This window comes from Antarcticibacterium arcticum, from assembly GCF_007993795.1.
Classification (GTDB): Bacteria; Bacteroidota; Bacteroidia; order Flavobacteriales; family Flavobacteriaceae; genus Gillisia; species Gillisia arctica.
Genome location: NZ_CP042476.1, coordinates 1,160,844 through 1,184,445, shown reverse-complemented (window position 1 = coordinate 1,184,445; position 23,602 = coordinate 1,160,844). Strand labels below are relative to the sequence as shown.

Sequence of the window (23,602 nt, the reverse complement as noted above, 5' to 3'; positions counted from 1 at the left end):
CAAATATCAATATCTAAAATTAAAAACTATGAAAACTTTAAAAGTAAAAACTGCAGTAGTACTATTATTAACCGTAAGTCTGGGGTATAGCCAGGAGAAGAAAATGATGCACCACGATCACGAAAAAATGGAGTCGGGTGAGATGAAAATGATGGACAGTGAAATTCCCGAGTTTAAAAACGGGAAAATTACTGCTTCTTATGAGAGTTATTTAAACCTTAAGACGGCGATACAAAAATCTGATCAAGAACTGGCAAAGGAGGAAGCAGAGCAACTTCTCAGCTCTCTTGTAAAATTAGAAGGGACCGATCGATTACAGAAAGCCGCAACAAAGCTGGCTGCTAGTCGTGATCTGGAATCACAAAAGGCTGCATTTTCGGATTTTTCCAGTGAATTTGCTGATTTTCTTAAGGGCAGAGTAGCGGAAAGCCAATTGTATCTTGCCCGCTGTCCAATGGCTAACAGCAATTCAGGCGGCTTTTGGCTGAGTCACAAAGAAGAGATTCAAAATCCTTTTTTTGGAGGAAAGATGCTTACATGTGGAAGTATAAAAGAAACCATTAAATAAGAAAGACCTGCATAAAATGGGTCGGTTGTTGCTCCCTACGCATCCTTAATTTTTCAACCGACCCATCAGCAGGCACAAAATTATGAAAACTAAAATAAAATTTTTCGCATTAGCACTGTTTGGCATCGTTGTGTTTTCCGGTTGTAATTCACAGGAGAAAGAAAAGGTTCAAAATATAGAGACGCTTTATGATCCGGTAGCAGAAAATGCTGTGGAGGCAAACAACAGCTATAAAATTGGAGATCAGGTCCCCAACGAACTTGTATGTATGGTGAATGATGCATTTATGGCCAAAATCCAGATTCCAATAGGAGTAAATGGAAAGATCTATTATGGCTGTTGTAATATGTGCGTTGAAACTCTCAACGAAAAGGAAACCGCCCGTATGGCTGTTGATCCGTTGACTGGCGAAGCAGTTGACAAATCTGAAGCCTTTATTGTCTTAGTTAACAAAAGAGGCAAAGTAGCCTATTACAAATCGGAAGCTTCGTACAAAAACGCTTTGGAAGCAGGAAAAATTAAAAGTTAGATAAGAGATTAAGCCCTGCATATATGGGCCGGTAAGTTATCCCCTATCCCCCACATTATTTACCGGCCCATTGGCAGGCACAATGCATGAATTACCGGGGTTTTATTATAGTTCAATTCCAGTGGAATATCTAAAGCTAGGACCTGTCGAGAATAATAAGTACCGTAAAAATCTGTCATGAGATCTTACAGGGAAGGAAGAAATAAAGCAAAGCAAAAAAAGAAATCTTGTGCAACTAAAAGCATTAAGAAGAGTGAAAAGTTTTTTGCCTTATGTGCTTTTGTAGTGCTTTTCTTTTTGGCTCTCTTTCTTGCGTTTTTGAGAGACTGGTACCTGCAAAAGTAATAATGGGTTTTGAAAGGCCAAGAGAATAAGAATGGATAATAATGAAACTACGCAATAAAATAAGTGTAACAACTACCCGACCTTTCATGATAATGTTATCTTCTTGGAACGGAGATAACTAAAGCAGTAATAAAAATGGAGAGAAAGAGCTCCTATTGAAAGGATGTAATGGACAAAGAATAAACAAAAAAAATGGCTAATCTTATCAATCTTAAAGCTTTTAAGGATTTTTTCAACTGGAGTAGTTCTGGTGGTACTCTTCTGATGGTTGGTGTAATCATTTCCTTAGTAATAGCAAATTCCCAATTCGGAGATGAATTTTCCAGTTTATTAGCCGGCGAATTCGGATGGGAGACAGAACTAATTCATCTCCGCTATCCGGTTATTTTTTGGATCAATGATGGGTTGATGTCGATCTTTTTCTTAATGGTTGGTCTGGAAATAAAAAGGGAATTCATTGAAGGAGAATTGTCTTCCTTTAAGAAGGGTACCTTACCTGTAATGGCAGCATTAGGGGGTGTTGGTTTACCCGTTTTGATATTTTCGGTCGTAAACTACGGCGAAAGAACTGCAGGAGGATGGGCCATTCCTATGGCGACAGATATTGCTTTTGCACTTGCCATAGTAGGTTTATTAGGGAAAAGAGTGCCAGTGGCGTTAAAAGTATTTCTTGCGGCCCTGGCAATTGTTGATGATTTAATGGCAGTTTTAGTAATAGCTGTATTTTATAGCACTACACTAAACTGGTTTTATATCTTGTTAGCTGTAGTAATATTCCTGTCGCTTTTAATACTGAACAGGTCAGGCGTCAAGTGCATCTGGGCATACCTGATTTTCGGGGCTTTTTTGTGGTACTTTATACACTACTCGGGAATTCATGCCACCATTGCAGGTGTCTTGGTGGCTATAACTCTTCCTACAACCCCAAATAGTGCAGTTGAAAGTCCTCTCGAGAAACTCGAACATATTTTAGTTAAACCTGTCAACTTTTTGATACTGCCACTATTTGCCCTTGCCAACACAAATATTGAATTCGTTGACGGGATGCTACCAGGTTTGACAGCTCCTCTTGGAATGGGTATTATTTTAGGTTTATTTCTAGGAAAACCTGTAGGCATATTTATTCTGTCCTGGATTTCTGTCAAGATAGGCTTGAGCCAAAAACCGGCCTGTGCTAATTGGATTCATATATTGGGAATAGGAATGGTAGCGGGTATAGGATTTACAATGTCAATTTTTATTTCTTCCTTATCTCTTTCAAATGAGTTTTTGTTAGCCGAATCCAAGCTGTCCATTCTTTTTGCTTCAATTTTATCAGCTGTGGGAGGGTCAATAGCGTTAATCTGGATCTATAAAAGTAAAAGAAACAAAGAAAAGGCACTTAAAGAGAAGCTGCTTCAACACGTGATTAATGAGGAATCAAAGGCTGAGAAGAAATCGTATTGAAGACTGATTGCATTTTCACCTGATTTATAATAAATTGTTTGATAAAGACTTGATATATATCATATATCTGTGGGGTTTTAATAACTAAATTGGAGAATAACAGGAAATAAACTAAAAAATCTAATAAAATGAAAAATCACTGGTTGTGGATGATCATCGGATGTGTTTTACCTCTTTTGCTCATCTTTCTGGCGCCATCAATAGGATTAGGTGGCGATGTCTGGCTGTTTACATTTATCATCGTAATGTTCGCCATTCATTTAATGATGCCTATGCGGCATGGAGATCACACTCACGGCTTATCTGATGAGAACTTAAGGGAAAAGAATAACAGCAAAGATCAGGTAAAAAACGAACCTCAAAAAAAATAAAGCTATGCACGATTATGACAGTTTTTTTGGAGGGATGCACCTCATTTGGTGGTTTATCTGGATAGTCTTTCTTATTTGGGTTTTCCTGATACCTACACAGTGGGGAAAAAGAAATAGAAGAGAAGAACCGCTGGATATTCTAAAAAGGCGATTTGCACGGGGTGAAATTTCGAAGGAACAGTTTGAAGAACAAAAGAAAGTATTAGAATCGAATGAATAAATTAATTCCAATATTATGTATCAATTAAACGTAAAAAAATTCGGTTTGGCTCTTGGCCTCACCGGAGCGCTCCTTTATCTGGGGTGTATATTAGTGATGGCCACGGTGGGCCGTGAAGGAACAATAATATTCTTTAACAGCCTCTTACATGGCCTGGACACTTCCACTATAATCCGAATGGATATACCACTTTGGGAAGCCGGTTTAGGTCTGGCTCAAACTTTCATTATTGCCTGGCTTGTTGGAGCTTGTGTGGCCGGATTTTACAATGTAACAGTAAAGGCTAAATAATTCGGGAGCTACTTCAATAGCGACATGAGTAGGCGGCTTATTATCAATTATTTGCAACAACAGCTCACAATGTGGAAGAGTTATAAGATATTAAGTACAGGTTTGCACCATTACAGGGTTTACAAGCGATTTCTCCGGTTAAATGAAGTCGCCCGGACCCGATCTGCTGCTCCGGACAAGCTGGTGAAAGGCAACAATCTCATAATCTTCTATTAAAGTCAAGGAGCATAAACAAAAAGAAAGTTGAATAATAATTAAAATTTCGAACAATGGAAAGTATAACTCCTTTAAAAAATAGTCTTGGGTCGAAAGGGAATCTTGGGAGAGAGGTTGTGATTGTAACAGGAAGCAGTGGAATGATTGGCTCAGCTTTAATTCACAAGCTTGCTAAAAAATACGACGTTGTGGGATTTGATCAGGATGGTTATCCTTTTCCACCGGTAGAAGCCGAATGTGTTTGTGTGGATCTCACAAGTGATAGCCGAATGGCCTTTGCTTTTGAAAGGATCCGTTATGCCTACGGTAACAAAATCGCCTCAGTTGTGCACCTTGCGGCTTATTATGATTTTCTGGGGAGACCCTCTGAATTGTACGACAAAGTGACTGTAAAAGGTACTGAGCGTTTGCTAAAATACCTGCAGGATTTTGAGGTTGAGCAATTTATCTTCTCGAGTAGTATGTTGGTATATAAACCTTCATCTCCCGGGGTGAAAATAACAGAAGATTCGCCTCTGGAACCTAAATGGGATTATCCTAAATCGAAAGTTACAACCGAAAAAGTAATGCACGAAAAAAGGGGTGAAATTCCTATAGTGATGATGCGTATAGCCGGAGTTTACAGTGAAGAGGGGAGTTCAATACCCATCACCAATCAGGTTCAGCGAATTTACGAGAAACAAATTACAGCAAAACTATATCCTGCCAATACAGCCCATGGCAGCACCTATGTACACCGGGATGATGTTATCGATGCGATGACTTTAGCTGTTGAAAAACGAAAAGATCTCCCAGCCGAAGTAATCCTGAATATTGGGGATGATGAAACCCTCACTTACCAAGAACTCCAGGATATAATAAGCACTGAAATCCATGGAAAAAAAATACCCATTATCGGCACTCCAAAGTGGTTTGCCAAAGCCGGGGCATTTATGCAAAATCTGTTCGGCAAAGCTTTTATAAAACCCTGGATGATCGATCTCGCAAATGACCATTTGGAGATGGACAGCTCCAGAGCGAAAAAATTGTTGGGCTGGAAACCCGAACATAGTCTTCGTGATACTTTGCCAAAAATGGTAAAAAACTTAAACGACGATCCAAAGAAATTTTATCAGGAGAATCATTTGAATAAATGATCAGGAATGCAGATTCATTAACCAAAATTCAATCGTATTATGAAAAAAAATGATCCTTCCTCAATGGCCCATCCGGGTAATGATGATAAATCTTCAAAAAAGGTTCAGTACACTTGTCCCATGCATCCTGAGGTCCTGAGTGATGAACCGGGCAAATGCCCGAAGTGCGGAATGACGCTGGTGAAAAAAGAGGACGCAAAAAACGAAATGTCAGGCCACAAAATGGAAGGCATGGGCACACGAGGTGTTACTCGCCCGATGATGAACATGGACCATACTTCACACAAGCACAGTGGTGAAGGCATGGATATGAGTAGTATGAAAATGAGTGCAGAGGACCGGATGGAAATGCTGAAGAAGCATCATAAGCAAACCCTTTGGGTCTATTGGGTAGTGGTCTTGCTGGGATTCTGGATGATTTCCACTCCCCTTACCTTTGATTACGCCAAGAACGTGGTCGAACCCAGTGGCGGAAGGGATGTATGGCTTTCCCTTGCCGACCGTATAGCAGCAATGCGCTGGAGCGACATTATCAGCGGAATATTGCTGGTGTTTTTTGGTTGGCGCTCCCTTAAACCCAACCGCCCCTACAGCGTTTGGATATGCTGCTTTATTGGGGTATGGATCAGTATGGCTCCCTTTATTTTCTGGGCGCCAACTGCTATAGCCTATTACAACGGAACCATGGTTGGTGCCTTGATTATTGCATTGACCATTCTTATTCCCGGGATGCCAAACATGATTAACTATATGAAAATGGGGGGCGATGTACCTGTGGGTTGGAGCTATAACCCTTCAAGCTGGCCACAACGTTCAATTATGATTGGGCTGGCGTTTTTAGGATGGTTGGCCTCCAGGTATCTGGGAGCTTTTCAATTGGGATATATAGATACCGCTTGGGATCCATTTTTTGGTGACGGCACCATGACCGTTTTAAATTCCGATATGTCCCACTCCTTTCCAATATCTGATGCTGCATTGGGAACACTTGCATACACTTTGGAAGTTTTAATGGCATTTATGGGAGGAACCGCCCGTTGGCGCACCATGCCGTGTATGGTCACTCTTTTTGGGATTTTGGTAATTCCTCTAGGAATCGTAAGTATTTTTCTAATCGTTTCACAGCCGCTTTCAGTAGGAGCCTGGTGTGCCCTGTGCCTGTTTTCAGCTATAGTTATGCTTCCAATGATTCCATTACAAATTGATGAAGTGATTGCCATGTGGCAACATATGGTTCAAAGAAAACAAAAAGGAGATTCCGTATGGGAAGTGTTCTGGAAAGGTGGGGAAGCACTGTCCACTGAAACGGATCGACGTTCTCCTGAAATGGCAGAATTTAATGACCGCCCATGGATAATATTTAAATCTTCAATTTGGGGAATGTCCTTCCCCTGGATGTTGACGATCTCCACCGTTTTAGGGATTTGGTTGATGGCCTCACCCACGGCTTTCGGGATTGGAATAGAAACTCCATTTGCCGATTTAAATCATTTGGGTGGGGCACTTGTAATTGTATTTGCGGTAATGGCCATGGCCGAGGTAATTAGGAGCTTGCGTTACTTTAATGTTTTGCTCGGCCTTGTATTGGCCATTATGCCCTGGTTTATGGAAGATGTCAATACAGTATTTGCGTTAAGTACCAGCTTAGCGGGCCTTTTTGTAATGGCACTTTCTTTTTCAAAAGGAAAAATAAAGGAAACCTATGGACTTTGGGATAAATATGTTGTATAAGACGGTCCACTGTGAGACGCAAATTAACCCACCATTCCGAAACAAAGAGATAAATTAATGAATAATCAGAAAATCTAAGATAATGAAAAAGATAGCAGTAGTAGGATACGGGGTCATTGGCAAAAGAGTGGCCAATGCCATCAATTTGCAAGACGACATGAAGCTTTCGGGTGTCTGTGATATTATTAGCGATTGGCGCATTCAAAATGCAGTAAGAAAGAATTACAACATATATGCAGCCACCCAAGATGCAGTTGACAAAATGAAATCTGAAGGGATTTCAGTTGAGGGGGATTTAATTGAACTTTTAAAGATGTCAGATCTGGTCATAGACTGTACCCCTAAAAAGATTGCTGCTCAAAATGTGGCGATTTATAAAGAAAAAAACATTAAATTCATACTACAGGGTGGCGAAAAACACGAAACCACAGGGCATTCTTTTAGTGCTGAAAGTAACTATGAATCAGCTATAAACATTAATGCTACCCGCGTAGTTTCCTGCAACACCACCTCCATTTTAAGAACTCTTACCGCGCTTAAAAGAGCAAATTTTTTAGAAAGTGCTCGTGGCACGTTGTTGAGAAGAGCAACAGATCCCTGGGAAAGCCATCTGGGTGGAATAATGAATACCATGGTTCCCGAAAAAGATATACCCAGTCATCAGGGGCCAGATGCTAAGAGTGTGGATCCCGAACTGGACGTAGTAACAGCAGCAGTTAAGATACCCGAAACGCTAAGTCACATGCATTACTGGAATGTAAAACTGAAGAAAAAGGTCTCTAAAGATGAAGTCTTAGATGCCTTTAAAACTTCTACACGAATAAAGATGATCCGGTATGACCAGGGTTTGGTTTCTAATAACACCATTAAAGAAATGTTTCTGGACATGGGGCGGCCTTGGGGAGATATGTACGAAGTAGCACTTTGGGAAGATATGCTGAAGGTACAGGGAGACGAACTGTTCTATGCATATGTAGTAGATAATCAAGCGATTGTAATCCCTGAAACTATTGACGCCATAAGAGCACTTACAGGTCTTGAAAAGAATGCTCAAGATTCTATTCTCAAAACTAACCGAACATTAGGGGTATTACAAAACTAGTAACGTAAAAACTTAATTTATGAAAGAAATAAAAGCATTTGTTCGACCGGGTAAAATCCAGGAGGTTGTTTCCAGTCTGAGAAAAGCAGGATATTGTTGCTTAACTGTCTTTAAGGGAGAGGGAACCGGAGATTATACAGACCCCGACAAAGAATGGCCTTCTCTTGATCTTCCCTTTCTCCACAGCAAAGTAATAAAACTGGAAATAGTTTGCGACAATAGTGATGTGAATAGTATTGTTGAACTAATTCGCACCCATGGAAGGACTGGTAAAAGTGGTGATGGTCTCATTTACATCACCGACATTAACAAAACGATCCGGATTAGGGAACAATAAGAAAGAAAAGCAAAATTTTAGTCAAATTAAAACCTGAGTCATGAATAATATAATCGTCCCCACAAATTTTTCTGAAAACTGTAATAAAGCCGCGGAGCTGGGCCTTAAGATGGCTCGATTTTACAATTCAGAAATTCATTTTTTTCATTTAGTGAATACCCCTGTCGATTGGGTTCAATTAGATAAGCAAAAAGAAGATCTATACCCCGAAACAAAATTGAAGATCGGCAGCGCAAAAGCCGATCTGAGAGAACTGGAGAAAAAAGCTGAACAACAAGGGCTAAAGTGCAGAACGTTTTTGGAATACAATGGTGACATAGACAATATCCTGGACCATTGCGGCCATTTTAAGCACGATTTTATAATCACAGGAAGTAGTGGCACAAAAGGGGGTATTCGTGAATTTCTGGGGAGCAATGTTGAAGAAATAGTCAGAAAAGCCGATGTTCCTGTAATTGTGGTTAAGGATAAAGAAGTATCCTTTCCTTTCAAAGACATCTTGTTTGTATCAGATTTTAAAGAAGACGTTAAAGAAGAATTTAAACAAGTAAAATCACTTGCTGAAAAATGTGATGCACGTATCCATTTGTTAAAGGTGAATACTAAAACAGATTATAATAGTATTGAGCAGAGTCTGCAACCTATAAAAGATTTTCTTGAAAATTTCCCAGGGTTCACAACTTACTCAATGAATGTCCATAACGAATCGGGTGTAGAGGAAGGAATAAATGATTTTTTGACCTACAAAAATGTGGATCTTATTGCCATGTGTACGCACGGGCGCACGGGATTTTTAAGTCTCTTCTCCAGTAGCACCGTTGAAAAGGTAACCAACCATGCTGAATTGCCTGTAATGACAATTAAAATGTGACTATGAAAAGATCAGTCCTGGTTAAAAAGTCTTCGGGTGAGTATGAGAATTTCCAAATAGAAAAACTCATCCATTCCCTTAGGCGGGCAGGAGCAAATGAGGTTATTGTTCAGGATATTGCCGGGAAGGTGCAGGAGCAGATTGAAGAAGAAATGAGCACAAAAAAAATCTATCAATTAGCATTTAATATGCTAAAGGCAAAATCCAGGGTAAGTGCCTCTAAATATAAACTCAAAAAAGCTATAATGGAACTGGGCCCGTCGGGTTTTCCTTTTGAAAAATTTGTTGGTAAACTTTTAGCCAATGAAGGATTTGCAACGGAGGTTGGTGTGATTGTTGAAGGGAAATGTGTATCCCACGAGATAGATGTGATAGCGCAAAAGGATAATAAACATTATATGATAGAATGCAAATACCATAGTGATCAGGGCCGGGTTTGTAACGTAAAAATACCCTTGTATATCCAATCCAGGTTTTTGGATGTTGAACAACAATGGGAACATCAAAAAGAACACAAGGAAAAATTTCATAAAGGGGGCCTATTTACTAATACTCGATTTACAAGTGACGCTATTCAATATGGAAAATGTGTAGGATTGCTTTTGACAAGTTGGGATTATCCGCTGGATAATGGATTGAAAGATAGAATAGATAAGGCGGGTCTACACCCGTTGACCGCTTTAACAACCCTTACAAAAGCCGAAAAAACAAAATTACTGGATGAAGGCATCGTGCTCTGCAAAGAGCTTCACGAAAGTCCTTCATTTTTAGATAAAATAGGAATTGATAAAACAAGACTCCAAAAAATTTTAGAAGATTCAAAGGAGCTATGTAAAAGCCATTAAGGAATAATTGTAAAGGATAAAAAACTTAAATCAAGAAATATGAAAACCGATGAATTTCAAAACAAGAACAGTATTGATTTAGAGCCATTCTATCAAGCCCTGGAAGATGACCCAAAACTTCTTGAAGAAGCCATTGAAATATTATTTGGAATGGTAAACTTTGAGCCTAAATCAATCAAGAAGTTGGCACTTATTATAAAAAAGGATTCCCGTAATCTATTTAATGAAATAGCGGCATTGAGCCAATCGAACCAGGACAAAGGAAACATGCCTTCTTGTTGTAGTGGACATTAAAATATTACTTCAAAAATGAAAAATAATAACGTAAACATCCATTTTTTGGGCGCAGCAGGTACCGTAACCGGTTCAAAATATTTGGTGGATACCGGAGAAAAAAAAATACTGATCGACTGCGGACTTTTTCAAGGATTGAAGGAATTACGTCTTAAAAACTGGGAATATCCGCCTGTGAAAGTTTCAGAAATTGATATGGTACTGCTTACCCACGGCCATTTAGACCATACAGGTTATCTGCCTCGTTTGGTAAAACAAGGATTCAATGGGCCAATCTATGGTACCAATCCAACATTGGACATTGCCAAAATAATACTGAACGACAGTGCAAAAATACAGGAACAGGAAGCCGAGCGTGCCAATAATGAAGGTTATTCCAAGCATAGCCCGGCAGAACCGCTTTACGATTTAAAGGATGTAGAAAAAACAATTCCGCATTTTAAGGGAGTTCCGCAATCGCAATGGATTCCATTGTTTGATGGTATTAGAGCCCGATTTCAGTATAATGGACATATTTTGGGTTCTACCTTCATAGAGTTGGATGTACACGGAAAACGCTTTGTTTTTTCAGGAGATATTGGAAGAACAAATGATTTACTATTGTATCCACCCTTGAAACCAAAAAAGGCCGACGTGTTATTTATAGAATCAACCTACGGAGGAAGATTTCATCCTGATGAAGTGGAAGCCATTCTGCAGATTGAAAAATTAGTCAACGATACCATCAACAGAGGCGGCAGCTTATTTATCCCGAGTTTTTCAGTAGAGCGTGCACAATTGATGATGTTGATTTTCTGGAGATTGCTCAAGGAGAACAAAATACCCAAGGTGCAAATGATTATGGACAGCCCAATGGGAGTCAATGTATTGGACCTGTTCCACAACACCAGGGATTGGCATCGATTGGAAGACAATGAATGTGAAGAAATGTGTTCCCACTTTACCGTCGTAAGTAGCTACCGTAAAACTATGGAATTACGAGCTGATAATAAACCTAAAATCGTCATTGCAGGAAGTGGAATGCTCACAGGTGGAAGAATGCTCAACTACCTTGAAACACAGGCACAAAACCCAAATAACACTTTGCTTTTTGTTGGTTATCAAGCTGAAGGCACTCGGGGAAGAAAACTCCTGGAAGGTGAGAAAGAACTAAAAGTGTACGGAAAATGGGTGCCATTTAAAATGAAGGTGGCGGAAATTGAAGGACTTTCGGCACACGCAGACCATAAAGAACTTATGGATTGGATGCGTAAGATAAAGGACAAGCCTGAACGGATTTTTATTGTACATGGCGAAAAGCAAAGTGCAGAAGCCCTTCAAAAAGGTATGAAGGAAACTTATGGATGGGATGCTGAAATTCCACAATTGTATTCTATTGAAGAAATAGACCAAATCAAAAAAAATTACTAATTAAGAAAATGGAACAAAACTCAAATATTCTAAAATATAAACATCTCGGAATTTATACTCAAAACGAAAACGTAGTGTATATGCGGAAAGATTGCCACGTTTGTATTTCAGAAGGCTTTGAGGCACTTACCCGAATTAGAATATCCAATGCAAGCAGCTCAATTGTAGCAAGTCTTAATGTTTTAAGTTCAGATATCCTATTGCCCAATGAAATCGGACTATCGGATGCTGCTGCAAAAAAACTGAATGTTTCCCCAAATGACACCTTATATGTTTCACATTTAGAGCCTATTGAATCCCTGGGCCACGTTAGGGCTAAAATCTATAATCAAAAACTGGATTACAATGCATTTAACGAAATTATAACCGATATCGTTCAAGGCGATTATTCCAATATCCACCTATCAGCATTTATAACGGCCTGTGCGGGAAACAGAATGGATCTTGATGAAATTTCAGATCTAACAAAGGCGATGATTGGTTCCGGTAAGCAATTGCACTGGAACAAGAAAATTGTGGTCGATAAGCATTGCATTGGTGGGTTGCCTGGCAATAGAACAACGCCTTTGGTAGTTGCCATTGTTGCCGCTTATGGGCTTACGATGCCCAAAACGTCTTCCCGCGCCATCACTTCACCGGCAGGTACAGCAGATACAATGGAAGTATTGACCAATGTGACCCTTTCTTCTGAAGAAATAAAAACCGTAGTCGAGGAAGAAGGGGGTTGTTTTGTTTGGGGCGGGACTGCCCAGTTAAGCCCCGCGGATGATATGCTAATTAAAATCGAGAAAGCCCTGGATATTGACAGCGAAGGACAACTCATTGCTTCAGTACTTTCTAAAAAAGCAGCAGCAGGATCCACACACGTTGTGATAGATATTCCTGTAGGCGAAACTGCAAAAGTCAGGAGCACAGAAATGGCAAAAAAATTACAGAATCATATGGAAACTGTAGGTAATGCTGTGGGGCTTAATGTGAAAGTAGTTATTACTGATGGCACGCAACCGGTGGGAAGAGGAATAGGTCCTGCGCTGGAAGCCATCGATATCTTAAAGATACTGAAAAATGAAGCCGATGCACCCAACGACCTAAAAGAAAGAGCTTTGCTCTTAGCTGGCGAACTCTTGGAACTTTCCGGAAAAGTCAAACCAGGAACGGGAAACCAAATTGCGAGGCAAATATTGGAATCTGGAAAAGCCTATGAAAAATTCATTGCCATTTGCAAAGCACAAGGTCGCTTTTCACAACCTGTCTTGGCACCCTATAAGATCGAAATTAAGGCCGAAAAGTCGGGTATTTTAAAAAGAATCGATAACCGAAAGATTGCAAAACTAGCCAAACTTTCGGGTGCACCTAAATCTAAATCCGCAGGAATTCTTTTAAATGCCCATTTGAGAGAACAAATTGAAGAGAACCAATTACTATACACCATTTATGCAGAATCCAAAGGCGAGCTTGACTATGCTTTAGAATATAAAAACAACCACGACGACATCCTAACAATTATTAAAAAATAAATTTCTATGAGAACAATATTATTCAGTCTTCCTGGAAATGAAGAACTCACAGCGCTATTGGCAAAAAAAATGGATGCAGAAGTTGGGAAAGTAACCTTGCGCAAATTTCCCGATGGCGAATCCTATACACGAATCCTTTCAGATGTGAAGGGGAAATGTGTGGTATTGGTGTGTACCTTGCACGAACCTGACGAGAAACTGTTGCCGCTCTACTTTTTAAGCCATACGGCAAAATCGCTTGGTGCGATGTGTACCTGTTTGGTAGCACCATACCTCGCCTATATGCGGCAGGACAAAGTTTTTAATGAAGGTGAAGGAGTAACCTCTTCTTTCTTTGGAGAATTGATTTCCGGTTTTGCGGATAGCGTTACCACGGTCGACCCTCACTTGCACAGAATAAGCTCTTTGGGAGAAGTCTATAAAGTTCCCAATAAAGTGATCCACGCAGCAGATGCCATTTCAGAATGGATAAAGGAAAACATAGAATACCCTGTACTAATTGGACCCGATTCAGAAAGTGAACAATGGGTTAGCGAGGTTGCCAAAGATGCAGGAGCACCATTTACGGTATTGCAAAAAGTGCGTCACGGTGACCGTGATGTGGAAATCTCGGTTCCTGATGTGGATAAATACAACGATGCTACACCTGTTTTGGTAGATGATATTATTTCTACAGCTCGCACAATGATTGAAACTGTGAAGCATTTAAAAAATGCAGGTATGAAACCTCCAATATGCGTTGGCATTCATGCGGTTTTTTCGGGTAATGCCTATCAGGATTTACTGGATTCCGGCGTTAAAAAAATTATAACTTGTAATACCATTCCACATCCTACAAATGCTATTGATTTGAGCGATATATTGGCAAAAGAAGTAAAGAAATTAATGAACCAAATATGAGAAAGATAGGCTTTATATTACTATTTATTTTATTAAATATCACAATGAATGGGCAAACTGAAATGCTCATTGGGCAGATTTCAGACAGATTTGTCGTTCGTGAAAATTTTGATGAAGAAGGTGCTTTCTTAAACAAACAAACCTTTAAAGCTGGAAAAGCTATCAATATAAATGAATATTATGAAATGGAGGTAATCACTGAATTGTTTGACAAAGACAAAAATTCTACCGATAAATACATAACTACCTATCTCTGTAAACCAGAAGAAGCTAGTATAATGGTAATGGCTTTTCCGTTTTCCAATCCAAAATCAAAGGAAACCGAAATTAGCACCACTTCTCAAAATTTTAAGGAGCTATACGATTTGGATAACCTTGCAGCTATTGAACTGGAAATGACTTTTGACTCGGGCTTGTTGAATTTTTTTGGTTCAAAAAGCACCATAAAGATTTACGATCGAAAATTAAACGGTAACAAAAACAATATTAAATCAAAAATCAATATTAAGGCCTATGCATTGGGAATTCGCATTAAGCAACTCAACTATACCGTTAACGAACAATTAAATGGAAACGGTTTATTATCCTTTCAGAAATTTACCGAAGCTGATGGTAGTTATTTTACAATGACTTATAAATAAAAGAAAGTGAACAATAACGACACCCTTTCCGAAGCTATCAGTAATCTTCAAAAACGGGGATATACCTATGATTTCAACTTAAAACCTGAATGTTTGGAATGTGCATCACTAAAAATAGAAATACATCCCGAGGATTTTGAAGTGGATGAAATACATCGCTTTGAAGGTATGAGCAGTACTGACGATAACAGCGTTCTCTATGCTATTTCATCAAAAAATGGTCTTAAAGGACTTTTGGTAGATGCCTATGGCGTGTATGCCGAAAATATTTCAGAAAAAATGCGCAGAAAATTGATATAACCATAAATACTTCTATCATGGAAAACTACGGAGATCATGTTCACAACCATAAAGACAATGGTAAGGATAGGGCAAAGGCAGAAGCATCTAAAAAAGAAGCGGAGCTCAAGGATGACCTTGCCGAAAAAACCAAACATGGACATAATAAGGCAATGGACCATGAAATGATGGATCATGATAGGCAGGGCGATCATGAAGCCAGGCATGGTCATGCAGGTCACGACCATCATAAAATGATGATCGCGGATTTTAGGAAACGTTTTTGGGTAACACTGATTTTAACTATCCCCATCCTCTTCCTCTCGCCAATGATCCAGGATTTCTTTGGGTACGAATATCTTTTGCCTGGGAATAAATATATCCTTTTTGCTCTCTCCTCCGTCGTTTACTTCTATGGAGGCTGGCCATTTTTAAAGGGTTTCTTTTCAGAGATCAAAAAAGGAGCACCGGGAATGATGACCCTTATTTCTATGGCAATTACGGTTGCTTACTTTTACAGTTCTGCCACAGTATTCGGGCTGGAGGGAGTTGATTTTTTCTGGGAACTCGCTACCCTTATTGCTATTATGCTTGTTGGACATTGGATAGAAATGAAAAGTGTGCTGGGCGCCTCCAAGGCTTTACAGCTTTTGGTAAGTATGATGCCTGCTGAAGCACATCGTATAAATGGTGATGAAGTGGAAGATGTTAAGCTTGAATCTTTAGAAAAGGGAGATATTATTCTTATAAAACCCGGTGAAAAAGTACCTGCTGATGGTATTATAGTAGAAGGTGAGAGCTATTTGAACGAGTCTATGCTCACGGGCGAATCCAAACCGGTGAAAAAGAGGACTGACCAAAAAATAATTGGAGGATCTATTAATGGTAATGGATCATTAAAAGCTAAAGTGGAGCATACCGGAAAGGACAGTTACCTTAACAAGGTGATAACGATGGTGGAGGAGGCTCAGAAAACCAAATCCAAAATGCAAAATCTATCAGATAGGGCAGCAAAATGGCTTACTTATATTGCCTTGGTCATTGGTTTTGGAACATTGGCAGTATGGCTCATGTTGGGATTTCCATTTGTATATGGCTTGGAACGAATGGTGACCGTTATGGTCATTGCCTGCCCTCATGCGTTAGGTCTCGCAATTCCTTTAGTGGTGGCGATTTCAACTGCTGTGTCTGCTCAGAACGGCTTACTGATCCGCAATAGAACGGCTTTTGAAGAGTCCCGTAAAATTTCCGTCTTGCTTTTTGATAAAACCGGAACTCTTACAAAAGGTGATTTTGGAGTTACTCGTATTGAATCTGTTGATGATAAATTTTCAAAAGAGGAAATATTAAGGCTCTCAAGTGCTTTGGAACAAAGCTCTGAACATCCCATCGCTGTGGGTATTATCAAAAAAGTAAAAGAAGACAAGGTTGCCATCCCAAACCCTGAAAATTTTAATGCCATTACAGGCAAAGGCGTAGAAGCCAATGTAGATGGTATGCAAGTAAAAGTAGTAAGCCCGGGCTATTTAAGGGATGAAAAAATAGACATTCCCGAAGATGCTTATAGCGATGCCGCTGAAACCGTTGTGTTTGTATTGATAGATGGTAATTTAGCAGGTTACATAGCGCTTGCTGATGAAATTAGACCGGAATCTGCCGTAGCCATAAAGATCTTTAAAAAGAATAACATAAAAGTACTAATGGCAACCGGCGATAATGAAAAAACAGCCAAAGCTGTTAGCGATAAACTGGGCTTAGACGGTTATTATGCCGAAGTATTACCACACCAAAAAGTGGAAATAGTAGATGAACTACAAAACAAAGGGGAGTTTGTTGCCATGACAGGTGATGGTGTTAATGACGCTCCAGCACTTGCCAAAGCAGATGTGGGTATTGCCGTGGGTTCTGGTACAGATGTAGCCGCTGAAACAGCCGATATTATTTTAGTAAACAGTAACCCTCAGGATATTGCTAATTTAATTTTATTTGGAAAAGCAACTTACAATAAAATGATCCAAAACCTGATATGGGCAACGGGTTATAATGTCGTGGCTATTCCACTGGCAGCTGGAGTGCTATATTCAACAGGTTTTGTGTTAGGACCTGCAGTAGCAGCTGTATTTATGAGTTTGAGCACCATAATAGTCGCCGTAAATGCACAGTTGCTTAAAAGGAAGATTGGCAAAAAATAATGAGAGAAAAAGAATTGGATATAATGAACTTAGATAAAAAGATCAAAAATTAAATCAAATAAACAATCTTAAAGCATGTTACAAAAATTCAATGTTAATGGAATGTCCTGCGGAAGACACAGGCAAACAGTGGAAAAAGCTTTACAAGAGGTGGATGGTGTAACCTCAGTTTAAGTTAGCATGATTCCTCCAGAAGCTGTTGTTGATAAAGCTGATTTGGTTACTTTACATCAACTAATGCCGCATTGTCAAAGACAGGTTCTTATAGCACTGGTGAAGGCAACCAAAGGCCTATAAATTGCCCTTTCTTACCCTTTTCTTATTCTCCTTTGGGATGAATTCACTTGCATTTGACCAACACCCCATAATCTATTTCACAAGTTATTAAGCAGCAATTAACTATGGTTTCCAGGCATTTCAATGGCATAAACTCACCGATTACCTGGTTCACAAAGCTGGTGACCGATGTAACGTACCTGGGTCAGGTAAATGGTACACTGGCAGCCTTAAAGAGGATGTTGCCCAGGGATAAAGGGTCCATTGTTTTTGTTGGTTCTGCCCAAAGGACGTGGGTTTTAATACGATTTATGCACAGAATCTGTATGCCCTGGCAAACCTTTGCGAAGATATCCACGCCAACTATTTTCTATCCTGTAGTCCCCATTGTGACAAAGAACATTAGACAAATATCTTCCAGGCATAACACCGGTTATACCCGATAAAAAAGCAGGATTCAGCAATAAGTAAGGAGACTGGCCACGGAATAAATGATGCTCCTGCTCTAGCTCATGCTGATATAGGATAGCAATGGGTACCGGGACAGATGTTGCTATGGAAAGTGCAGGAATTACCCTTGTTAAAGGAGATCTAAAAGGCATTACCAAAGCTAAAATTTTGAGCCAAAAGGTTATGAAGAACATTAAACAAAACCTTTTTTTCGCTTTAGTATACAATACCCTGGGTATTCCAATTGCAGCAGGACTGCTGTACCCATTTTTTGGATTATTGTTATTGCCAATGATTGCTGCGTTGGCTATGAGCCTTAGTTCTGTCTTGGTGATTGCAAATGCCCTGCGCCTGAGAACTGTAAAACTTTAGCCTTGTCTGATGATCCATTAAGGCTGGAGTACCTACAATATTGAAGTATTTGATGATTTTTCCATAATAGTTGAACCAGTTTTTTTTTAAAAATTCTAATTTAGAGGAACGACTTCAAAAATGCCCGGGTTAAAATTTTTGGACTTAAAACCACTTCTAATAATGGGAGAAGTTTATATACTACCTCTTTTACAAGTCCTAATTAATTCTCAGGTGAGGGTATACGGGTTGTAAGTATTTATCCTTTTCTAAACGAGATTTGCAATAAAAACTATGAGATCCTTAGAGAGAGCAACGAATAGGCGGATATGGTTTCTAATTTTCGCATCAATAGTAATTGTAGAATTGAGTTGGTGGATAGCAGAAGAAATCTTCTGCGAGCCGAAAGTGCAAGTTATTTCAAAAGGAGCGAAAGTAGTCGCACCTAATGATTCGTTTTTTTGTAGGCTTTCAAGATAACTTAGTGTTGCAGATAAATTGGCTATATCAAAACATTGAAAATTTAGGTTGTACAAACGTTATATAAATTAAAGAAATGTCAGAAACATTATTGATCCTGGGATTCATTATACTATTATTAGCTATACATGATTTCTTTTACACCACCCTTTCTGCTAGCGGAGGGGGTTTTATTTCGGAAAATGTAGCAATCTTATCCGATAGAATAATTCAGTTTTGTGCCGGGACTATTGGGAGGAAGGCTTATGATTATCATGGCCTATTTGTTAATCTTATGATACTCTTTGTGTGGCTTCTCCTAATTTGGCTTGGACTTTTCCTGGTTTATTCTTCAAACCCCGAGGCTATAACCAATAGTAGCGGAAGAGCTGCGTATAATTGGGAACGGCTCTATTTTACCGGTTATATACTTTCTACTCTGGGAATGGGAAATTTTAAGCCTGTTTCGCCTTTTTTTGAAGTAGTTACAAGTTGTTTTTCCTTCTTTGGGTTTATCTTTTTCACCAGCTCAATGACTTACTTCATCTCTGTTTCATCTGCTGTAGTAAGAAAAAGAACTTTGGCAAAAAGTATAAATAATCTTGGAAACCAACCCGAAATTATTGCAAATAAATTACTCTCCTTAGACCCTTCCTATAGCTATCAGCAAGTTCATACGCTTCAGGAATTAGTAGATCAACATTCTGTGAGCCATCAGGCTTATCCCGTTGTTCATTACTATAGTCGCTCTGAAGAAAAAGATTGTTTTTCTATTAATATTTCGAGGTTAGATGAAGCCTTGTCTATAATAGTTTATTCGAATAAAGGAGAAAATTTACAGGAGGAGATTGGCTTGCTGCGCGCCGCAATTTCCAATTTTCTTCAAAACCTGGATAAAAATTTTTCCCGAAGTCTGCCAAACATTGGAAAGCAGTTAAATGAGCAGGATGTACCATCTTATATAAATGAAATTGATTCTAAAAATTTGAATGAGAGGAGAAGAATATTAAAAAGCTTACTGAAAAGTGAAGGCTTTAGCTGGAACAATGTGATTGCTGAGGAATAAAGGTAGAAATAAATTTTCAAGCCTGCTCTTCTTTTACTTTTAGCAGTTCTTCGGTCTCCTTACTCCATAAATTTTTTTCAAAAATGAAAAAAGTACCAGAAAATTTTATAGCCAAGATAGTTGAAGAAGATTTAACGGGGGGATATCAAATTGGGGAGCTAAAATTCAGGTTTCCGCCAGAACCAAACGGATATCTGCATATAGGCCATGCTAAATCCATATTTATAAACTTCAGCCTTGGAAGGAAGTATAATGCTCCAGTTTTTTTACGTTTTGATGATACCAACCCATTACGTGAAGAAAAAGAATTCGTCCTTTCCATTGAAAAAGATATTAAATGGCTCGGATTTCATTGGTAAAAAGAAATTTTTGCATCTGATTACTTTCAGCAGCTTTATGTCTGGGCGGTAGATTTAATAAAGAATGGCCATGCTTATGTAGATAGTCAACCTTCTGCTATTATGGCAGAACAAAAAGGAACTCCAACAACACCAGGAACAAATAGTCCATTCAGAACAAGAACAGTTCAGGAAAACCTTGAACTATTCTGTAAAATGAAAGATGGGGAAGTTTTAGAGGGAAGTCCTGTTTTAAGAGCCAAAATTGATATGGCTGCTGAAAATATGCTAATGAGGGATCCGGTAATGTACCGGATGCTAAAGAAGGACCACCACCGGACAGGTTCTACATGGAAAATTTATCCAATGTATGATTGGGCGCATGGGCAGTGTGATTTTATTGAAAAAATAAGTCACTCATTTGCCACTCTGGAATTCACCCCTCATAGAGAATTGTACAATTGGTTTTTAGACAAAATCCCAGGGACAACAGGAGTAAGAAAGCCGAAGCAACGGGAATTCCCCCGGCTAAATTTAAGTCATACTATATTGAGTAAAAGAAAACTAGCGCAACTCATAGAAAATGGAGTAGTGGCGTCCTGGGATGATCCACGAATGCCAACCCTTAGTGGAATGCGGAGGAGGGGTTATACTCCTGCTGCCATTAAAAACTTTATAAAGGGAACTGGTGGTACAAAACGGGAAGGGGTTGCGGAAATTTCCTTACTAGAGTTTTTTGTTAGATAAGATTTAAACAAAATAGCCCCCAGGTTAATGGCTGTATTAAATCCGGTAAAGTTGGTTATTACAAACTATTTAGTAGGAAAAGAGGAGGATCTTCAAATCCATTCAGGTTCAGATACAAGAGTTCCTTTTCTTACAGGAGCAACACCTTTTTCGAGAGAAATTTATATTGAAGAAAATGATTGTCAGGAAAATCCTTCCCGTAAGTTTTATGGTTTAGCCCCGGGCCGGGAGGTGAGATTAAAAGGAGGATATATTATAAGGGCAGAAGGAGTAGTCAAAGATAGTCAGGATAAAATATTGGAAGTATACTGTACGTACGACCCTTTAAGCCGGAGTGGCAGTGGCACAACTGAATCTAACCGCAAGGTAAAGGGTACTTTACATTGGGTTTCAGTAATGCATTCAGTTCCGGCAGAAGTTCGGTTGTATGAACATCTATTTACTTCCACTTCACCTTATACGGATATACATTTCACTACGTCCATTAATCCTGAATCCCTCCGGGTAATAAATGCCTTTGTTGAACCAGCCGTAAGAGAAGTAGAATTAGGAGAGCATTTACAGTTCCTGCGTACCGGCTATTTTGTTGTAGACAAAGAAAGTAGGTCGGATAATTTAATTTTTAACCGCACAGTAAGCCTAAGAGAAGGTTCTGGATATCAGGAAAGAAAATGAGAGAAAGAATATAATTTCAACAGATGTGAAAGACTGCCGGTGAGAACAATGTAACAGGGGGAAATCCCGGTGCTTTATGGAGCATTAGAAACATTTATCCTAGAGGTTTGTGAAAATGATAACATTAGTTTAGTGTTTAATTAAGGGATACTTTTCTTTGCTCCTATTAACTAGATATTGGTTCCTCCTTCCTATAGTTTTGAGATTGAGGAAATAAAGGAGTTTCCAGTGGTAAAAGGAAGCTTTTTAACAGGCTATTAACCAGCTTCGTAAATCATTTTGTGTACCTTTTTATTAGTTTAATTATAAGTTAATTCACTCTAAGATAAAGCATTATGAAAATTAGATCTTTTCTCTTCTTAACCTGCTTATTTACTATTTCCTTCGCAACTTTTTCGCAGGAAAAAGTAGACACACAATTAATAGCTGAAAATCTAGTTTCACCGGTCGCATTTGTTGAATCTCCCGATGAATCCGGAAGATATTTCATTGTTGACCAGGTAGGGGTGATCCGAATTCATACTCCCCAAAAAGGGCTTTTGGAAGAGCCATTTTTAAATCTGAAAAATAAAATAGTTGAATTAAAAGATGCCCATGAAGAACGAGGTTTGTTAGGACTTGCTTTTCACCCAGATTACAGGGAAAACGGAAGGTTTTTCGTCTATTATAGTGCACCACTTAGTCAAGATGGTCCCGAGAACTGGGATCATACCAGCCACATTTCAGAATTCAGGGTCTCTCCGGATAACCCCAATATGGCTGACAAAGGTTCAGAAAAGATCATTCTCAAGGTAGATCAGCCACAGGACAATCACAATGCAGGGACTTTAGCCTTCGGACCCGACAATTACCTCTACATTGCCCTTGGCGATGGAGGAGGAGCAAACGATATCGATATGGGCCATGTACTCGACTGGTATGGGGAAAATGCCGGTGGGAATGGACAGGATGTGGAGCAGAACCTGCTGGGCAGTATCCTGAGAATTGATGTGGATGGAGAAGCTCCTTATGATATTCCTGATGACAATCCTTTTGTAGATAAAGATGGAATGGATGAGATCTATGCCTATGGGCTTAGAAATCCATACCGGTTTTCCTTTGACATGAATGGAAACAACGATCTCATCGCGGGAGATGCGGGACAGGTACTTTGGGAAGAAATAAGTGTGATTACAAAAGGCGGGAACTATGGCTGGAATGTGAAGGAAGGAACGCATTGTTTCAATGCCTATAACAACGATAAAGAAAAGGAGGAATGTCCTGAAAAAGATAAGATGGGCAACCCTCTAATAGATCCCGTCATCGAGTTTAAACAGGGTGGCCTTGAGGATGGAGGCAAAGGACTGGTCGTAATAGGAGGTTATGTTTACAGGGGTAATGAACTTAAAAGTTTGGACGGGAAATACATTTTTGGTACCTGGACACAGCATCATGGAAAACCTGCGGGAGCAGTGTTCGTTTCAACTCCAAAAGAAACCGGCATGTGGGATTTTCAAGAGTTGAAAATTGCTCAGACCAATTCTACTTCAATTGGCCATTATTTATTGTCTTTCGGTCAGAACAAGGAAGGAGAAATGTTTGTACTCACAACCGATGAGGAAGGCCCTGTGGGTAACACCGGAAAGGTTTTTAAGATGGTTTCGGGGAAATGAATTTGCGAGAACATAATTTAATAATAATCGAAAAAGCTAAGCCGGTTATGTTTGGATTCTGGCTTTGTTAAAATCTGAAACAAATTAAATAAAGGTGTAAAAGAGATTTTGAAAATTACCTCCTTGCAATTTCTAATTTTAAAAATAATTGTTTATTTGTAAACAATATTAAAATAATCTCGATGAAGATATGGAATGATTATAAACGACAAGTTTTTCCGGTCTAATTCTTAATCCAATTGTTGCAAATCCGTTATATCCATCCGGTATAGTTCCTAGAAAACTATTGTATACGATATCTCAAAGATTATCAAACCCAAATATACAGGTTTTTCCTATAAATTAAA

Annotated in this window: 22 protein-coding genes and 3 pseudogenes; all 25 read left to right on the top strand. The window is 39.1% G+C overall.

Going from position 1 to position 23,602, the window contains the following annotated elements:
- Positions 1–28 precede the first annotated feature (28 nt).
- Positions 29–568, top strand: coding sequence for a DUF3347 domain-containing protein (locus FK178_RS05245; protein ID WP_168194562.1), 540 nt, complete (start codon positions 29–31; stop codon positions 566–568).
- A gap of 82 nt (positions 569–650) precedes the next feature.
- Positions 651–1,097 (top strand): hypothetical protein, encoded by a 447-nt coding sequence (locus FK178_RS05240; protein WP_146831714.1) that lies wholly within the window; start codon positions 651–653, stop codon positions 1,095–1,097.
- A 537-nt stretch (positions 1,098–1,634) separates the two neighbouring features.
- On the top strand, positions 1,635–2,888 hold the full coding sequence (nhaA, locus tag FK178_RS05235; RefSeq protein WP_146831711.1) for a Na+/H+ antiporter NhaA: 1,254 nt from the start codon (positions 1,635–1,637) through the stop codon (positions 2,886–2,888).
- 128 nt (positions 2,889–3,016) lie between these two features.
- Entirely contained in the window at positions 3,017–3,259 is a 243-nt protein-coding gene (locus tag FK178_RS05230) for a hypothetical protein (protein WP_146831708.1), read from the top strand.
- Positions 3,260–3,263: 4 nt separating this feature from the next.
- Positions 3,264–3,479, top strand: coding sequence for an SHOCT domain-containing protein (locus tag FK178_RS05225; RefSeq protein WP_146831705.1), 216 nt, complete (start codon positions 3,264–3,266; stop codon positions 3,477–3,479).
- A gap of 15 nt (positions 3,480–3,494) precedes the next feature.
- Positions 3,495–3,770 carry a DUF5676 family membrane protein gene (locus FK178_RS05220; protein WP_146831702.1) on the top strand — a complete coding sequence of 92 codons (276 nt, stop codon included), beginning with the start codon at positions 3,495–3,497 and terminating at the stop codon, positions 3,768–3,770.
- A 269-nt stretch (positions 3,771–4,039) separates the two neighbouring features.
- Positions 4,040–5,122, top strand: coding sequence for an NAD-dependent epimerase/dehydratase family protein (locus FK178_RS05215; protein ID WP_146831699.1), 1,083 nt, complete (start codon positions 4,040–4,042; stop codon positions 5,120–5,122).
- Between the two features lie 39 nt (positions 5,123–5,161).
- Positions 5,162–5,299 (top strand): annotated as a pseudogene (locus FK178_RS15840) (heavy metal-binding domain-containing protein); the annotation flags it as partial.
- Positions 5,300–5,329: 30 nt separating this feature from the next.
- Positions 5,330–6,853: a vitamin K epoxide reductase family protein gene (locus FK178_RS05210; protein ID WP_205677218.1), complete on the top strand. Its 1,524-nt coding sequence runs from the start codon at positions 5,330–5,332 to the stop codon at positions 6,851–6,853.
- 82 nt (positions 6,854–6,935) lie between these two features.
- Positions 6,936–7,955 (top strand): type II glyceraldehyde-3-phosphate dehydrogenase, encoded by a 1,020-nt coding sequence (locus tag FK178_RS05205; protein WP_146831694.1) that lies wholly within the window; start codon positions 6,936–6,938, stop codon positions 7,953–7,955.
- 19 nt (positions 7,956–7,974) lie between these two features.
- Complete coding sequence (locus FK178_RS05200) at positions 7,975–8,292, top strand: P-II family nitrogen regulator (protein WP_146831691.1); 318 nt, start codon at positions 7,975–7,977, stop codon at positions 8,290–8,292.
- A 40-nt stretch (positions 8,293–8,332) separates the two neighbouring features.
- Positions 8,333–9,163 carry a universal stress protein gene (locus FK178_RS05195; protein ID WP_146831689.1) on the top strand — a complete coding sequence of 277 codons (831 nt, stop codon included), beginning with the start codon at positions 8,333–8,335 and terminating at the stop codon, positions 9,161–9,163.
- 2 nt (positions 9,164–9,165) lie between these two features.
- Entirely contained in the window at positions 9,166–10,008 is an 843-nt protein-coding gene (locus FK178_RS05190) for an ATP cone domain-containing protein (protein WP_146831686.1), read from the top strand.
- A 39-nt stretch (positions 10,009–10,047) separates the two neighbouring features.
- Entirely contained in the window at positions 10,048–10,302 is a 255-nt protein-coding gene (locus tag FK178_RS05185) for a hypothetical protein (RefSeq protein WP_146831684.1), read from the top strand.
- A 15-nt stretch (positions 10,303–10,317) separates the two neighbouring features.
- Positions 10,318–11,712, top strand: a complete 1,395-nt coding sequence (locus FK178_RS05180; protein WP_146831681.1) for an MBL fold metallo-hydrolase RNA specificity domain-containing protein — start codon at positions 10,318–10,320, stop codon at positions 11,710–11,712.
- An 8-nt stretch (positions 11,713–11,720) separates the two neighbouring features.
- Positions 11,721–13,229 carry a thymidine phosphorylase family protein gene (locus FK178_RS05175; protein ID WP_146831678.1) on the top strand — a complete coding sequence of 503 codons (1,509 nt, stop codon included), beginning with the start codon at positions 11,721–11,723 and terminating at the stop codon, positions 13,227–13,229.
- Positions 13,230–13,235: 6 nt separating this feature from the next.
- A complete protein-coding gene (locus FK178_RS05170; protein ID WP_146831675.1) occupies positions 13,236–14,129 on the top strand; it encodes a ribose-phosphate pyrophosphokinase in 894 nt (297 codons plus the stop codon).
- Entirely contained in the window at positions 14,126–14,770 is a 645-nt protein-coding gene (locus tag FK178_RS05165) for a hypothetical protein (protein ID WP_146831672.1), read from the top strand. The genes FK178_RS05170 and FK178_RS05165 overlap by 4 nt, the downstream gene beginning before the upstream one ends.
- Positions 14,771–14,776: 6 nt before the next feature.
- Complete coding sequence (locus FK178_RS05160) at positions 14,777–15,070, top strand: phosphoribosylpyrophosphate synthetase (RefSeq protein WP_146831669.1); 294 nt, start codon at positions 14,777–14,779, stop codon at positions 15,068–15,070.
- A gap of 17 nt (positions 15,071–15,087) precedes the next feature.
- The gene (locus FK178_RS05155; RefSeq protein ID WP_146831666.1) at positions 15,088–17,241 is read left to right on the top strand and encodes a copper-translocating P-type ATPase; all 2,154 of its coding nucleotides are present in this window, start codon (positions 15,088–15,090) and stop codon (positions 17,239–17,241) included.
- 75 nt (positions 17,242–17,316) lie between these two features.
- Positions 17,317–17,415, top strand: a complete 99-nt coding sequence (locus tag FK178_RS15905; RefSeq protein WP_146831663.1) for a heavy-metal-associated domain-containing protein — start codon at positions 17,317–17,319, stop codon at positions 17,413–17,415.
- A 580-nt stretch (positions 17,416–17,995) separates the two neighbouring features.
- Positions 17,996–18,339, top strand: a pseudogene (locus FK178_RS05140) (ATPase); the annotation flags it as partial.
- Positions 18,340–18,874: 535 nt separating this feature from the next.
- Positions 18,875–19,843: a hypothetical protein gene (locus FK178_RS05135; RefSeq protein WP_146831660.1), complete on the top strand. Its 969-nt coding sequence runs from the start codon at positions 18,875–18,877 to the stop codon at positions 19,841–19,843.
- A gap of 83 nt (positions 19,844–19,926) precedes the next feature.
- A pseudogene (locus tag FK178_RS05130) lies at positions 19,927–21,603 on the top strand (glutamine--tRNA ligase/YqeY domain fusion protein).
- Positions 21,604–21,938: 335 nt separating this feature from the next.
- Positions 21,939–23,255 (top strand): PQQ-dependent sugar dehydrogenase, encoded by a 1,317-nt coding sequence (locus FK178_RS05125; RefSeq protein WP_146831658.1) that lies wholly within the window; start codon positions 21,939–21,941, stop codon positions 23,253–23,255.
- Positions 23,256–23,602 lie beyond the last annotated feature (347 nt).